The 15,063-nt window shown below is 60.9% G+C and carries 14 protein-coding genes; 12 read left to right on the forward strand and 2 right to left on the reverse strand.

All coding sequences use genetic code 11. The annotated features are described in order from the left end of the window. The first annotated feature begins 95 nt into the window (after positions 1–95). The 11 genes from P3T21_RS00545 (at position 96) to dhaK (ending at position 10,194) form a co-directional block, all read left to right on the forward strand. Positions 96–302: a hypothetical protein gene (locus P3T21_RS00545; protein WP_429253980.1), complete on the forward strand. Its 207-nt coding sequence runs from the start codon at positions 96–98 to the stop codon at positions 300–302. A 181-nt stretch (positions 303–483) separates the two neighbouring features. Then, positions 484–1,413, forward strand: a complete 930-nt coding sequence (locus P3T21_RS00550) for a hypothetical protein (RefSeq protein ID WP_429254499.1) — start codon at positions 484–486, stop codon at positions 1,411–1,413. A gap of 385 nt (positions 1,414–1,798) precedes the next feature. Continuing rightward, on the forward strand, positions 1,799–2,818 hold the full coding sequence (locus P3T21_RS00555; RefSeq protein ID WP_429253981.1) for a LacI family DNA-binding transcriptional regulator: 1,020 nt from the start codon (positions 1,799–1,801) through the stop codon (positions 2,816–2,818). Positions 2,819–2,929: 111 nt separating this feature from the next. After that, positions 2,930–4,258: an ABC transporter substrate-binding protein gene (locus tag P3T21_RS00560; protein WP_429253982.1), complete on the forward strand. Its 1,329-nt coding sequence runs from the start codon at positions 2,930–2,932 to the stop codon at positions 4,256–4,258. 75 nt (positions 4,259–4,333) lie between these two features. Further along, positions 4,334–5,290, forward strand: a complete 957-nt coding sequence (locus tag P3T21_RS00565; protein WP_429253983.1) for a carbohydrate ABC transporter permease — start codon at positions 4,334–4,336, stop codon at positions 5,288–5,290. Continuing rightward, the gene (locus P3T21_RS00570; RefSeq protein WP_429253984.1) at positions 5,287–6,240 is read left to right on the forward strand and encodes a carbohydrate ABC transporter permease; all 954 of its coding nucleotides are present in this window, start codon (positions 5,287–5,289) and stop codon (positions 6,238–6,240) included. The genes P3T21_RS00565 and P3T21_RS00570 overlap by 4 nt, the downstream gene beginning before the upstream one ends. After that, positions 6,237–6,434, forward strand: coding sequence for a hypothetical protein (locus P3T21_RS00575; protein WP_429253985.1), 198 nt, complete (start codon positions 6,237–6,239; stop codon positions 6,432–6,434). Before P3T21_RS00570 ends, P3T21_RS00575 begins: the two co-directional genes overlap by 4 nt. A gap of 2 nt (positions 6,435–6,436) precedes the next feature. Continuing rightward, positions 6,437–7,540, forward strand: coding sequence for an ABC transporter ATP-binding protein (locus tag P3T21_RS00580; protein WP_429253986.1), 1,104 nt, complete (start codon positions 6,437–6,439; stop codon positions 7,538–7,540). Continuing rightward, positions 7,533–8,561 carry an ABC transporter ATP-binding protein gene (locus P3T21_RS00585; RefSeq protein WP_429253987.1) on the forward strand — a complete coding sequence of 343 codons (1,029 nt, stop codon included), beginning with the start codon at positions 7,533–7,535 and terminating at the stop codon, positions 8,559–8,561. The genes P3T21_RS00580 and P3T21_RS00585 overlap by 8 nt, the downstream gene beginning before the upstream one ends. Beyond that, positions 8,558–9,187, forward strand: a complete 630-nt coding sequence (gene dhaL, locus P3T21_RS00590) for a dihydroxyacetone kinase subunit DhaL (protein WP_429253988.1) — start codon at positions 8,558–8,560, stop codon at positions 9,185–9,187. The genes P3T21_RS00585 and dhaL overlap by 4 nt, the downstream gene beginning before the upstream one ends. A 17-nt stretch (positions 9,188–9,204) precedes the next feature. Then, positions 9,205–10,194: a dihydroxyacetone kinase subunit DhaK gene (gene dhaK / locus P3T21_RS00595; protein WP_429253989.1), complete on the forward strand. Its 990-nt coding sequence runs from the start codon at positions 9,205–9,207 to the stop codon at positions 10,192–10,194. Positions 10,195–10,209: 15 nt separating this feature from the next. On the opposite strand, the gene P3T21_RS00600 is transcribed toward dhaK, so the two are convergent. Together P3T21_RS00600 and P3T21_RS00605 are read right to left on the reverse strand one after the other, a co-directional pair. Continuing rightward, positions 10,210–10,983, reverse strand: a complete 774-nt coding sequence (locus P3T21_RS00600) for a 4'-phosphopantetheinyl transferase family protein (protein WP_429253990.1) — start codon at positions 10,981–10,983, stop codon at positions 10,210–10,212. Next, positions 10,980–13,973 (reverse strand): acetoacetate--CoA ligase, encoded by a 2,994-nt coding sequence (locus tag P3T21_RS00605; protein WP_429253991.1) that lies wholly within the window; start codon positions 13,971–13,973, stop codon positions 10,980–10,982. The genes P3T21_RS00600 and P3T21_RS00605 overlap by 4 nt, the downstream gene beginning before the upstream one ends. A gap of 596 nt (positions 13,974–14,569) precedes the next feature. Here P3T21_RS00605 and P3T21_RS00610 point away from each other — a divergent pair. Further along, positions 14,570–14,818, forward strand: a complete 249-nt coding sequence (locus P3T21_RS00610; protein WP_429253992.1) for a hypothetical protein — start codon at positions 14,570–14,572, stop codon at positions 14,816–14,818. The last annotated feature ends 245 nt before the right edge of the window (positions 14,819–15,063 follow it).

The raw sequence follows: 15,063 nt of genomic DNA on the forward strand, positions 1-15,063 counted from the left end.
TCAGTCTACACACCGAACGGAGGCCGATTGATGCGTCCGCAACGAGTAAGGATTGCCGCGCTGCTGTTTGTATCCGCAACATGTGCAGAAAGCGCGTGGGCGCAGCTGCGCAGCAGCGAGGAAGCGATCCAGGCTGCAGGCTCCAGCAGGAGCGCGTGCTGCTGCAGTATCAGTCGCTGCGCGCGGGTGACCCGCAAGGCTATGAGCAGCGTGTGAAGGGCGATTGCAACCGTCTGCGCTTCCGGATCAAAAATACGCGGCCGCCCGCGTCGAATGGCGGAACTGAAACACCGAAGCCATGAGCGCGCGTGTCGAATCGTTTGCGTGACGACGTCGATGCGTGCGGCACCTGGTAGCCGCAGGTAGTGGCAACTGAAAAAAGGAGAGGTTGTGGCCCTGCGTTTTCGCCATCCTGGAATCTTCTCGTCACGCCTGTTCAGCCCCGCTACATGGGCTGTCGGCGCATGCCTCGCGACCGCTGCGATGTCCTCTGCGCAGGCTCAGGAATTCTCGCTGTTTGGCGGCGGCTCGCGCGGGGCCGGTATCAACACCTACACGTGGGCATTCAATTATCAGGAAGGCCTGGGCGAATATTTCGCGGCGAGCTTCATGTGGCTCAACGAAGGCCATATTCCGGACCATCATCGCGACGGCCAGGCGGTGCAGTTCTGGGGCCGCTTGCCGCTGGCAAACCGGCAGTTCGTGCTATCGGCCGGTGTGGGGCCTTACCGCTATTTCGACACGACGACCGCCGCTCAGGGCGGCAGCTATGCCGACGTGCACGGGTGGGGCGTCGTGTATAGCCTGCGGGCGGCGTACTACGCTTCGAATCGCTGGATCACGCAGCTTCAGTTGAATCGTGTGCAGGTTCAGCACGGGCCGGACACGACCGCCATATTGCTCGGCGTCGGCTATCAGCTCGATGCGCCGGACACGCCCGGCCCGCGCGACTGGGCGGCCGGCAGCACGACCAAAGTCACGCATAACGAAATCACCGCGTACTTCGGCAAGAGCATCGTCAATTCGACGAGTTCGCCTTCCGCTTTCGCAGGCGCGATCGATTACCGCATTGGCCTGATGAAGTATCTCGACCTGACAGCGGGCTACCTTCACGAAGGCAGCAGCAAGATCGCGCGGCGCGACGGCCTGACCACGCAGTTGTGGCTTACACGCGCGTTCATCGAAAATCGCATCACGCTGGGTGTCGGCGTGGGTGCGTACTACGCGATCAACGAGAACGAGAACAGTGCATCGCCGGGCCCCGGTAGCGGCAAGTTCTCCGGCCTTGTGTCCATCTCGGGCGCGTACCGGTTTACCGCGCACTGGGCGGCGCGCCTCACGTGGAATCGCGTCGTCACGCATTACGACCGTGATTCGGACGTGATCTTCGCTGGCGTCGGTTATCGGTGGTAAGCATCGCGAAGCCGCAGCGGAAAACGGGCGGCTTCGTGACGTGTTGCAGGTCAGGCGAGGCGGCAAGCCTCTGCCGCAAACAGCCCGTGCAACGCAGGCTGTCGAGCGCGCTCATCGAGTGAGTTCGCCATGACGTGATGCAGCATTTCACTGCTCTTCACATACCTTCCTTAGTCATCCGATGAAGCTTTTACGGCGCACGGGCGTCGGGCGATGCGGGGTTTTGCAACGCAACGAAAACTTTGTTTTCAACGCATGCTCCATTTAAGCCATCAAAAATGATGCTTTTAACGAAGCGAAAAAGCTTGCATTCGTGCAGGAAAAAACTAACTTGATGTAAAGCGGCATCGATAAAAGATGCAGAGCGCGGCAACGGAGGAGACCCATGCCGGCTACACGTATGATGATTGCGCGTCGTGCGGGTGTCAGTGTGGCCACGGTCGATCGTGTGCTGCGCGACGACCAGGCGGTGCGTCCGGAGACGGCTGAGCGTGTGCATCTCGCGCTCGCGAACCTGCGCGATGAACGCGCAAGTCGCGGACGTCCTGCCAAGCCCAGTGCATTTCGCGTGGCCTTCGTCCTGCCGCAAGTCAATTCCCGCTTTCTCGATCACGTCGAGCGCGACATTGCGCTGTCGGCGAGCTTTTTTCGCGAGCATCGCATCACGCCATCGTTCTATCGATGCGATTTCTCCAGCCAGCGCGACACGGCGACCTTCGCTGAACAGGCCGTCGATTACGACGCACTCGTACTCGTGCCACTCGACTACCCATGGGTCGAACGCTTTATCGAAGAGATGAACGATGCGGGCGTGCCGGTTGTCACGGTGTTCTCCGATCTGCCGTCGAGCCGTCGTGCGGCGTATGTCGGCGTAGATAACCGCATTGCCGGGCGTACTGCGGGATTGTTGATGGGCCGCTTTCTCGGCGCGCGCATCGGCACGGTCGCGGTGCTCTCCGCTTCATCGCGTCTGCACGATCAGGTGGAACGGCGCACCGGCTTTTCGCAGGTGCTCGAAGAGGATTTTCGCAATCTGCGCTGGGTCGCCGAACCCGACTTCGCCGAAGACGACGATAGCGCCGGTCTCGCCGTGCAGGGGTTGCTCGCGCGTCATCCGGATCTGGTCGGCGTGTATGCGACGGGCGGCGGTATTTCCGGCATTGCTGCTTCATTGCAGGAATCCGGCGACAAGGCGCGTCTCATTGTGGTCGGCCACGAATGCACCGCTGAGACCCGCACACAGCTATCCGGGCGCGCGATCGACGTGATCCTCGATCAGGATGTGCGCGGCATCGTGCACTGGGCGGGCCTTGCTGCTATCAACTTTCTGAACGACGTGCGGGGCGCCCTTGCCATTCCGACGCCGGAAACCCGAATTTATCTTCGTGAGAATGCGCATGCCTGACGCTCGCGACACGCGGACCGCTAGCTGAATCCGCAAGAGCCGAAACCCGGTGCCCGGCGCATGGGCGCTGCTTGACAGGTTGGAGACCGGAAGGACACAAGGAGAAGATTCATGTTACGTCTTACGTCAGCAAGGGTAATGGCTGCGGTCGTGCTATCGCTGGGGCTCAGCATGGCTGGCGGCGCGCACGCACAGGGCAAGCAGTTGACGCTATGTTGGGCGGCCTGGGATCCGGCCAACGCGCTCGTCGAACTGTCCAAGGATTTCACCGCCAAAACCGGCATCAAGATGAAGTTCGAGTTCGTGCCATGGACGAGCTACGCCGATCGCTTCATCAACGAACTCAATTCGCACGGCAAGCTGTGTGACCTGATTATCGGCGACAGTCAGTGGATCGGCGGCGCGGCGGTGAATGGTCACTACGTCAAGCTCAACGACTTCTTCACGAAGAACAAGATCTCGATGGATGACTTCGTGCCGGCGACGGTTGTCGGTTATGCGGAGTGGCCGAAGAATACGCCGAACTACTGGGCGTTGCCTGCGATGGCCGATGCAGTCGGCTGGACATATCGCAAGGACTGGTTTGCAAGGCCTGAATTGCGCGCGGAGTTCAAGCAGAAATATAAACGCGAACTTGAACCGCCGACAACGATGGATGAACTGAAGCAGACGGCCGAGTTCTTCCAGGGCCGCAAGATCGACGGCAAGACGGTATATGGCGCTTACATCTTTACCGAGCGCGGTTCTGAAGGCATCACGATGGGCGTGACGAACATGCTCTACAACTTCGGCTTCGAATACGAGAACCCGAAGAAGCCGTACCAGCTCGATGGCTTTGTCAATTCTCCGGGCGCCATTAAAGGCCTTGAGTTCTATAAGGCGCTTTACAAGTGCTGCACGGCGCCGGGCATGACGAACGCCTACATGCAGGAAGGCCTGGACGCATTCAAGTCCGGCCAGGTCGCGATGCAGATGAACTGGTTCGCGTTCTTCCCGGGCCTCTACAAGGACCCTAATGTCGGCGGCGACAAGATCGGCTTCTTTGTGAATCCCAAGGAGACGAAGCAGTTCACGCAGCTTGGTGGACAGGGTATTTCGGTCGTCTCGTATTCGGATCACAAGGACGACGCGCTTGAGTACATCAAGTGGTTTGCTCAGGGTGACGTCCAGAAGAAGTGGTGGCAGCTGGGCGGCTATTCGGCGGCGAAGTCGGTGGTCGATGCACCAGACTTTCCCAAGAGCCAGCCGTTTGCGCCCGCGTTCCTGAAGTCGATGGCGATCGTGAAGGACTTCTGGGCCGAGCCTGCGTATGCCGAACTTCTGCTCGACATGCAAAAGCGTGTGCATGACTACGTGGTGGCCGACAAGGGCTCCGCGAAGGACGCACTCGATCTGCTCGTCAAGGACTGGAACAAGGTCTTCAAGGGTGCAGGCAAGTAACACGTATGAGGACTGGGCCAGTAACCGCTTAAGCCTCGGCAACAGCGGTTGCTGGTCCGCTTGAAGGAGGCAGGCATGTTGGCAAACAAGCCTTTTCCGCCGCACGGTATGGAAACGGCCGCGCAGACGCGTATCAGTGCGCGTCTGCGCGGACTGTCAGACCGAACGATCGCATGGATCTTCATTCTGCCGACGATCCTGCTGCTGCTCGCGATCAACATCTTTCCGTTGATCTGGGCGCTGCGGCTGTCGTTCACGAACTTCAAGTCGAATATGCCGAGCGTGCCTGCGCGCTTTGTCGGCATCGACAACTACGTCGATATTCTCACCGACGAAGATATCTGGTACGCGATGCAGGTTACTGCGCGCTTCGTGTTCTGGTCAGTCGGGCTTGAAGTGCTGCTCGGATTCGGCCTTGCATTGCTGATCAACCGGCAGTTTCGCGGCCACAGTTTCTGGACGACGCTGATCCTGCTGCCGATGATGCTTTCGCCTGCCGTCGTGGGTAACTTCTGGACGTTTCTGCTGCAACCGCAGACAGGTCTCTTCAACGACATCGTCGGTTTCTTCACGGGCATCGCGCCGGGCTCGTTCCAGATGATCGGCGATGTGCCGCTCGCGCCGTGGACGATCGTCATGGTCGACACATGGATGTGGACGCCGTACGTGATGCTGATCTGCCTTGCTGGCCTGCGCTCGATTCCCGACTACATCTACGAAGCCGCAGAAGTGGATCGCGCAACACCATGGCGCCAGTTCTGGTCGATCACGCTGCCGATGACGCTGCCGTTCCTGATGCTCGCGGTGCTGTTTCGCGGCATCGAGAACTTCAAGATGTTCGACATGGTGAATCTGCTGACTTCCGGCGGACCGGGTTCGGTGACGGAAACCGTATCGATCACGCTCAAGCGCGCCGCGTTCGAAAAGTGGCAAACGGGCTATTCGTCGGCGCTGGCGATCATCCTGTTCGTCACGGTGTTCGGCGCGGCCAACATCTACGTGAAGGCGCTCAACCGGGTGAAACAGCGATGAGACCGACCACCTCCCAACATTCAGTCGTGGCGGCGACGCCGCGTGGCAAGCGCGTAGCGGCCACGGTCGTCATCGCGTATGCGTTGATCGCGACGTTACCGATGGTGTGGATCTTCCTCACCAGCTTCAAGTCTCAGGAAGACGCGATCGCGTATCCGCCCGTCGTACTGTTTCATCCTTCGATGGAAGGCTACGTCAATCTCTTCACGATCCGCTCGCGTCAAACGCCAGAGTTCATCGCGAGCCTGCCGCCCGCGCAGACCTGGTATGAACGTGATGTACGCAAACGCAATATGGTGATTGCGGGCCCGTCGAAAGTGTTGCCGCGCTTCATGAATTCGCTGGTGATCGGCTTTGGCTCGACGTTTCTGGCGGTGTTTCTCGGCACGCTCGCGGCTTACGCGTTTTCGCGCTTCAAGGTGCCGCTAGCGGACGACCTGCTGTTCTTCATTCTGTCGACGCGCATGATGCCGCCGATCGCCGTCGCCATTCCGATCTACCTGATGTACCGCGCGCTGGGTCTTAGCGATAGTTATGTCGGCATGATCGTGCTTTACACGGCGGTCAATGTGTCTTTGGCGGTATGGCTGCTCAAGGGCTTCATGGACGAGATTCCGCGTGAGTACGAAGAGGCGGCGCTGGTCGATGGCTATACGCGGTTGCAGGCATTCGTGAAGGTCGTGCTGCCGCAGGCGATCACTGGCATTGCTGCGACCGCGATCTTCTGCCTGATCTTCGCGTGGAACGAATACGCGTTTGCTTCGCTGCTCACGAGTGGCGACGCGCAGACGATGCCGCCATTCATCCCGTTCATCATCGGCGAAGGTGGTCAGGACTGGCCCGCGGTGGCAGCGGCGACCACGCTCTTCGTGCTGCCTATCCTCTTCTTCACCGTCGTGCTGCGCAAGCATCTGCTGCGCGGCATTACCTTCGGAGCGGTGCGCAAATGAAACATGACTCTGTCCTGCCGTCACGCCGACGCTTCCTGCGGCGCGGTTATAGCGAAGGCGCGTCGACCGTGTTGATCGGCGTCGGTACGGCGATGCTGGTTCAGCCGTTTTCGCTCGCGCTCTTCACATGGTCGTTTCCCGTCATCCTGGCTGGCGCGCTTGCGTTCGTCGTCACCAGCCATTTTCCCGATTGATCATGTCCACGATCGTTCTCGCCAACCTGCACAAACGCTTCGGTGATTTCACCGCCGTGCGCGACACCAGTCTGACGATCACCGCGGGCCGCTTCGTCGTGCTGCTTGGCCCGTCGGGCTGCGGCAAGACCACGACGCTGCGGATGATCGCCGGCCTGGAGTTGCCCACATCGGGCCAGATTCTTATCGATGGTGAAGACGTAACCGCGCTTCGCGCCAGGCAACGCGATATCGCCTTCGTTTTTCAGATGTTCGCGCTGTATCCGCATATGACGGTGCGCAACAACATCGCGTTTCCGCTCAAGAATGAGCATGTGTCGCGTCAGGAGATCGCGACGCGCGTCGCCGCGGCCGCGCACATGCTGCGAATCGAGAACATCCTTGATCGCAAGACGGGCGGCCTTTCGGGTGGCGACCGCCAGCGGGTTGCATTGGGCCGCGCCATCGTGCGACAACCGAAAGCCTTCTTGATGGACGAGCCACTCGGCACGCTCGACGCCGACTTTCGTGAACTGATGTGTCTGGAGTTGCGCAAGCTTCACAACGCGCTGTCCGCGACGACGGTTTACGTCACGCACGACCAGAGCGAAGCGATGGCGATGGCCGACGATATTGTCGTGATGAACAAGGGCGAAGTGCTGCAGTCCGGGTCGCCGCACGAGATCTATCACTTCCCGGCGACGGTGTTTGTCGGCAATTTCATCGGCAGCCCGCCGATGAATTTTCTGCGCGTCGACGGTGGCGTCGGGGCGGGCAGCGAGCAGGTGCTTCTGCGTGGCGCGCCGGTCGCTGTGCCGCGCTGCGATGCAGGCGCGGCCAGTGTGCTGCTGGGCATTCGTCCCGAGCACGTGTTTATCGATGATCTCGGCCCGCTGCGCGGCAAGGTCATTGCCGATGAATATCTCGGCTCACATCAGGTGCTGGTGATCGAGACCGCGCTCGGCATCGTGCGGGTGCGGGCCGGCAAGGACGACGGCCTGCCTGCGGGTACGCAGGTGGGCCTGTCGTTCCGCACGGAACGCACGCTGCTCTACGACGCCGTCACCGAGCGCCTGCTACCCAGTGCGGCGCCTGCGATTCCCGCTAACGGAGACAGCCATGGCTGAAATCCAGTTGCGCAATGTATCGAAACGCTTTGGCGATATCGTCGCGGTGGATGATCTGTCGATCGACGTGAAGGATGGTGAATTCGTCGTGCTGCTCGGGCCAAGTGGCGCAGGCAAAACCACAACGCTGCGACTGATCGCTGGACTTGAGAAGCCCGACAGCGGCGATGTGTTGATCGACGGCGAAGTGGCGACTCATGTGCATCCGTCCGATCGCGATGTCGCGTTTATCTTCCAGCAGTATTCGTTGTATCCGCATCTAACCGTGTTCGGCAATCTCGCGTTCCCGTTGCGTTCGCCGAGACGACGCAGTAGCGAAACCGATATTCGTGCACGCGTTCAGGCCGTCGCGGAAATGCTGCACATGGAATCGAAGCTCGACAACATGGCGACGCATCTGTCTGGTGGCGAAATGCAGCGCGTTGCGATTGGACGCGCGCTCGTGCGGCAACCCAAGGCGTTCCTGATGGACGAACCGCTTTCATCGCTCGACGCCAAGTTGCGTGAGGAATTGCGCATCGAGCTCAAGCGGCTGCATCGCACGATCGGCGCGACGATCGTCTATGTGACACACGATCAGGTCGAAGCGACGACGCTCGCCGACCGCATCGGCATCCTCGAGCATGGGCGTCTGGTGCAGCTGGGCACGCCGCGCGAGGTCTATGGAAATCCTGTGTCACTGGGCGCGGCGCAGCGTCTTGGCTCGCCGCCGATCAACCTGTTGCCGCCCGCGCTGTTCGATTCCGCGGGGATGCCGGCGGGCACGGCGACCGTCGCAATCCGTCCTGAGGACATTGTGCTGCACGACGCAGCGTCGCAACACACGGGCGACGCGTTGAATCTGAAGGTGCTGGAATATTCGCCGCTACGTCATTTGCTGATTCTCGATCGCGAAGGAACGGCGGTTGTCGCGACAACCGTTGCCGAGCGCAACTTCATTCCAGGGCAATCGGTAGGCGTTTCGTTGCCACCGCGCAGCCTTCTCTATTTCCGTGCCGACGGCAGGAGGATCCCGACATGAACGGCAAAACGGTCATGGCGTGCATCGACGCCGCGTATGCATCGCTAAAGGAACACACTGACGAGATCGCGCTGCTCGACCAGCAGATCGGCGATGGCGATCACATTTTCAATCTGCTGCGCGGCATGGAGGCGCTGCTCGCGGTGCGCGCTGAAATCGAAGCGGAAGGTTTTGGACCATCACTTGAAATCGCTGCGGCGAAGGTTCTCTCGACAGTCGGAGGATCATCAGGGCCGCTGTTTTTCTCATTGCTGAACGGCATGTCGAAAGCCTCTGTGGGCAATGCGATGGACGTCGCAGGATTTGCACGCATCTATGCCGCGGGCGTGGAAGCGGTTGGGCAACGCGGCAAGACAGGTGTAGGCAGCAAGACGATGATGGACGTGCTGATTCCAGTCGCAATCCGTTTCGATGAACTTGCCGCGGCAGGCGAGCCGAAACGCGCGGTGCTCGATGCGCTGCCGCAGGTCGCGGAGGAAAACATGCTGGCCACACGCGACATGCTCGCCACTAAAGGACGTGCATCGTTTCTGGGCGAGCGTTCGCGCGGGCATATCGATCCGGGTGCGCGTTCGAGCCAGTTGATGATCACGGCGGTATGTGCGCGGCTCGCGCAAAGCAGCTAATGAAAGGAGCGGAGACCATGAAGAAATTTATCAATCACGTCGACGATTTCCTCGCGGAGAGTCTCGCCGGGTTTGCCAGTGCGCATGCCGATCTCGTCGTGCTCAACCAGGAACCGCTGTTTGTCCGGCGCAAGGATCTTAAGCCCGGAAAGGTGGCGCTGATTTCGGGAGGCGGTTCAGGACACGAGCCCTTGCATTCTGGCTTTGTCGGCTATGGCATGCTCGATGCGGCATGTCCGGGGCAGATTTTCACGTCGCCGACGCCGGACCAGATGATGGCTGCCGCAAAAGCTGTCGATACCGGCGCGGGCGTGCTTTTCATCGTCAAGAATTATTCGGGCGATCTGATGAACTTCGAAATGGCGTCTGAGATGTCGGACGTGCCGAACGCGATGGTGCTGATTAACGATGACGTCGCCGTCGAAAACTCCAGCTATACAACCGGACGGCGCGGCGTGGCAGGTGCGGTGATCGTCGAAAAGCTGGTCGGTAGCCTGGCGGAAAGCGGCGCGAATCTGGAAGAGTGCAAGGCATTCGGCGACAGGATCAACAAGCGGACGGCTTCGATGGGCGTTGCGTTCACAAGCTGCACGGTGCCGGCGGCGGGAACGCTGACGTTCAAGATCGGCGATGACGAAATTGAAGTCGGTGTAGGCATTCACGGCGAGCCGGGACGGCGTCGCGCGAAATTTGCGCCCGCCGATACGATTGTGGCTGAGTTGCTGACCGCGATCGTCGACGATCTGAAACCGGCGGCGGATGCGCAGTTGCTGGTGCTTGTTAACGGCCTTGGAGGCACGCCGCTCGGCGAGCTTTATCTGCTCTTTAACTCGACGCGCGCGTGGCTGCAGAAACGCGACCTGCGCATTGCGCGCGCGCAGGTCGGCCCGCTGACGACGTCGCTTGAAATGGCGGGTGCGTCCATCACGCTATGCGTGCTCGATGATGAAATGATGCGGCACTGGGATAGCGCGGTGCATACGCCGGGGTTGCGCTGGGGCAGATAGGCTGGGAGAAAAGCGTCAGTGACACAGGGAGGCGAGCTCGTTCGTCATCTGGCAACGATGCACCATGACGCGCACGCCTTCGTGCGACACCGCGAGCGCACCGCGGATGTCCTGCCCCAGCACGAGATCGAGACACGTCCAGCCCGAAATGGGGATGCCGTTGCGCGAGGCGCGCCAGCGGCCGTTACCTGGACATGGCCCGTCTTCTGTTACCCAGGCAGTTGGATCGCCGGACAGACCCGTACCGAGCGCCTTCAGCAACGCTTCCTTGCGGGTCCAGATGCCAAGCAAGGTTGCTAACGGATCGGGTTGCGCAGCGTCGAGCCTTGCGGTTTCAATCGCGGAGAATATGCCGCTCCCAAGGCCATTGATGTCCATGCCATCAATCCGGCGTTCTACATCCACGCCGAGATAGCAGGCCCATGCGAATGCGAACAGCGTCAGGCCTTCGGTGTGTGAAAGATTGAACGCGAAGCCTGCAGCGCGAGGCCACAGTAGGATCGGCTTTCCGAAGGCACCGACGCTAAAGCGCAATGACTCCGGCTTGCAGGACAGATAGCCTCCGATCAGCCAGCGGAGCACGCTCCGTCGCGCGATAAAACGACGACGATGCCGTTCCTGCCGATAGGTGCGGGCGCGTGCCCGTTCGTCGCGCGAAAGCGTGTACGCGAGCGCCGAGCACATCGGTTCGATCAGATCGTCCCTCAGTGTCCACAGCGCTACGGCGTTGTCCGGTAGCGACAGGCGACTGCTGCATTGCAATGCCGGCGGCCGGCTACGTGCTGTCATAGGGCGGCCAGTCCACGGTCGAGCACGGCCGCGACGACATGCACGTTCGGCTCTGCGATCATGCCGTTGTGGTCGCCGGATACTTCGACGACCTCCAGGCCAGCGCGCGCGACGCGTCGCCAGAGCGGCAGCGGATCGCCGCGACCGTTCTGCCCGACCGCAGCGCGCACGTAGACGATCGGCCCCGCATGATACGGACGCGGCCGGTAGATCGTCATCGCAACACGCATGGTTTCGCGGACGCGCTGCAGGACGGGCGGCATCGATGCATTGTGGCTGTCGGGACGATGCGCGAGACGCCCGACGCGCATCCGGATGAGATCGGCCGCGCCCAACGCCCTTTCGCGCAGATAGCCTGGCAGTTGCGTTACCGGTACTGCACGCAGTTTTCGCCAGTGATCGCTCACATAGCTCCATTGGTGACGAATGCGTGCGCGCCATGGCAGACAGTCTTCATGGACGTACGTATCGAGCAGGCACAGCAGTTCGATTTCGTCGCCGGCACGCTGTAGCTGCTGCGCGATTTCGAACGCGATCAGACCGCCGAATGAATAGCCGGTAACGGCGTAAGGGCCCGATGGCTGCACAGTGCGAATCTGTTCGATATAGCTGGCTGCGATGTCTTCGACGCGCCGTTGCGGCTGCTGGTCGCCGTCAAGGCCGCGCGCCTGCAGTCCGTAGACCGGACGGGCGCTGTGCAACGCACCCGCGAGCGCCCAGCATTCCATCACCGTGCCGCTTACCCCATGCACGAGAAATAGCGGTGTGCCGACGCCGGCGCGCACCGGCACCAGCATCGGCGAAGACGCTGGCAATGTCCCGCTTTCGATTACAGTGGCGAGCCGCGTGATCGTCGGCGCGATCAGCATGGTGGCGAGGGGGATTGCGCGCCCGGTTGAGTGGCGCACATCGGCGAGCAACCGCGCCGCGAGCAGCGAATTGCCGCCGAGCTCGAAGAAGTTGTCGTCGGACCTGATCGGGGAGAAGTCGAACAGGTTCCCCCACAAGGACTGCAGGTATCGCTCGAGTTCTTCGCGCGATGCGCCGGCGGGCGGCAACTCGCGGGTTGCCGGGTTCGGGGCCGTCTGCTTTCTGATCGCGTCGAGGCACGCCGGGTTGCGTAACGCGGAAGCGTTTCCGACCGGCACTCCATTGACCGCATTGCGCGCGGCCGCTTCAGACAGTTTGCCATTGTGCGTAACCGGCAATTCATTCACCGCGATGATCCGGTCGGGCACATGCGCGGCCGAGGCACGTTGCGCGAGTTCGCGGCGCACTCGCGCGGTCAGCTCGGCCGTCAACGTCACGCCATCGCGCAGGACCAGTAATAGCACGATCATCGCCGGATCAATACTCCCCGATGGCGAGCGCTGTGCCAACGCATGACTTGAGCGTTGCTCGACCACAATCGCTTCGCGGATCTCGGGGATGCCGTTGAGCACCCGATAGATCTCGCCCGGTCCAACGTTGATGCCGCGGACATTCAGCATGCCGTCAGACCGGCCGTGCAACCGGGCGCTGCCCTCCGGTGAAAACCCGATCAGGTCGCCGTGCGTCCAGACGCCAGCGTTGGCGGCGAAATAGGCAGCGTGAAAGGCGGTGCCGTCTACGTCGCCAAGAAAGCCGAGAGGACGCGACGGAAATGGACGTGTGCAGACCAGTTGGCCGATTCCACTGGTGCGCGCGCCGTCGCGCCATGCCTGTACATCGAGGCCGAGGCTCTTGCATTGCGCTTCGCCCGCGTAGACCGGCAGGTTCGGATTGCCCAGCACGAAACAGCCGAGTATGTCCGTGCCGCCCGAGATCGACTGCACGGGTAGTGGCTTGACGTGGTCGCGCACCCAGTCGAACTGGCTGTCGTAGAGCACGGCACCGCTGGACATCACGGTGCGCAATGCGTCGAGATCGAACTGCTTCCCTGGCGAGAGGCCCGCGTCCTCGCACATCTTCAGATACGCGGGGCTGGTGCCGAACACCGTAACGCGCTCGTCCGCGACAAGTCTCCACAAAGTATCGACGGCCAGAATCGGACCATCGTAAGTCACGATCTCGACACCTGACGCAAGTGCCGAGAGTTGCCAGTTCCACATCATCCATGCGCAGTTCGTGTGGAAGTACATTCGATCGCTGGGTCGCAGATCGCTGTGCAGCCGATGCTCTTTCAGATGTTCGAGCAGCGCTCCGCCAGCGCTGTGCACGATGCACTTCGGCTTGCCAGTGGTGCCCGACGAAAACATGATAAAGAGCGGATGCTCGAACGGAAAACGTTGCCACACGAAGCGGGCAGCTTCGCCGCCTTCGATGAGTTCATGCAGCGACAAGACCGGCTGCGTGACGCTGTCAGGCAACTCGCCGTCATCCAGGCAGACGATGCCTTGCAGCGACGGCAACACAGCCGCCAGATCGGCTATGTTCGTCGCAACCGGGTTGGCGTCGAAACTCTGCGGTGCGGTGTGTGCGAACAGCAACCGCGGTGCGAGCGGTGCGAAACGATCGATCAGCGCCTCCGCGCCCATCTCGGGCGCCGCCGTCGAGAGTGTCGCGCCGAGCGCCGTAACGGCCAGTGCCGTGACGATCGCATCAGCGTCGCTGCGCATCACGCAGACCACGCGATCGCCTTCGCGCAGCCCCCACATGGAAAGCGCGTGCGCGAGACGCGCCACGCGATCACGCAATTCGCCGCGCGTCAGGCGTACACGCCGGCCATTTGCGTGACATGCGGTCAGTGCGGGCGAGTCTGCCGGCGCGACGGACAGTCCAAGCAGATTGTCTGCGTAGTTGAGCTGAACGTGTGGAAAGAAGCGCGCACGTTCGCACTCATCCCCGATGCACACGGGCTCCGTGCTGCCGGACCAGGTGAGGTCCTGCGACCATTCCACGAAGTATCGCCAGAACGTGCGGTACTCGTGCACCGAAAACGCGTGTAGCGCCTCGTAACCGGTGAAAACCTTTCCGGTGTGAAGCTGCAATGCCGCGGTAAATGCAGTCATTTGCGACGCTGCAATCTGCCCGGACATGCTGCGATAAAACGGGACGCGTGTCGTAGCGATGCTGTGGTGCGGCATTGTGTCAAACATTTGACGGCGCTCCATATAGGTTCCACGTAGACGGGGCGAACGCCGTTCAGACCTTGCGATGCCTCGAAGGCAACATTTTTTTGTCAAGGCTCTGCCTGGCACTGACCACGCTATTGAGTCTGACTGACTTGGAGAAACGCTCAGGACCACGCGATTGCGTGTGTTCGGTTTGTCCAGACTAGAAGCTCGCAATTGTTTGCTATGTACGAAAGCACACTCTGTGCGGTTCGGCTGCGTTGATCCGGGATGACCGCTAAAACGCAGCATCCCGGACCACGAAGCGCACTTCGATTTCTGCTTCGCCAGCGCAACGGTCGTGTGTTGTGAAGCACCGAACAGGTGCCGTCACGCGCGGTTTTGTGCGATGCGTCAGCACGCTTCGCGTCACAATAAAGCACGCATTCCAGTGCATAATTGAACAGAAGACCGCTGGTCGAGCGTTTGCTCAACGCGGCATATAACTTGCGTTGCAACGCGTGCCGTGCGACGCGAAGAAACTGGAGGACGTCATGCTTGAGGCCGTGCCGGTTGTCGCAAGCAGGATAGTCGATGGTGAATCGATCCGCGCCGAGTTCTTCTGCGATACCGGGCGTCTGCGCATCATCGGCGGGGGAGTTGTGAGGGCGGAATGGTTTCCTCCTCACTCGTGGGTCGCCATAGCGTCCGTTTCCGGGCATAGCCGATGGGGCACCCGACCCAATGAGAGAGACCTCCAGTTGCTGATCGACAACTTCATCGTCGGTGGCGCGCCGGGATAGAACGGCGGCGTCGCGTTCTCCTGAAGCGGCTTGATGCGCGCTTGCGACAGCATCGAAAACGATACATTCACCACGCTCACACCTCACCATCCTCCTGCCCTAACGCCACGACAGGCCGATATCGTGCGCTTCCCGATGTTGTCATACCGACTACTTTAAATTTTGCACTGCACAGGCCTGTTTGTTGCATGGCAGGTGGCGCCGCTCGCGACGCTCTCATCGGTGCTACGGAAGCAGAAGCATGG

It is taken from the genome of Paraburkholderia sp. GAS334 (assembly GCF_050436625.1).
Lineage (GTDB): Bacteria > Pseudomonadota > Gammaproteobacteria > Burkholderiales > Burkholderiaceae > Paraburkholderia.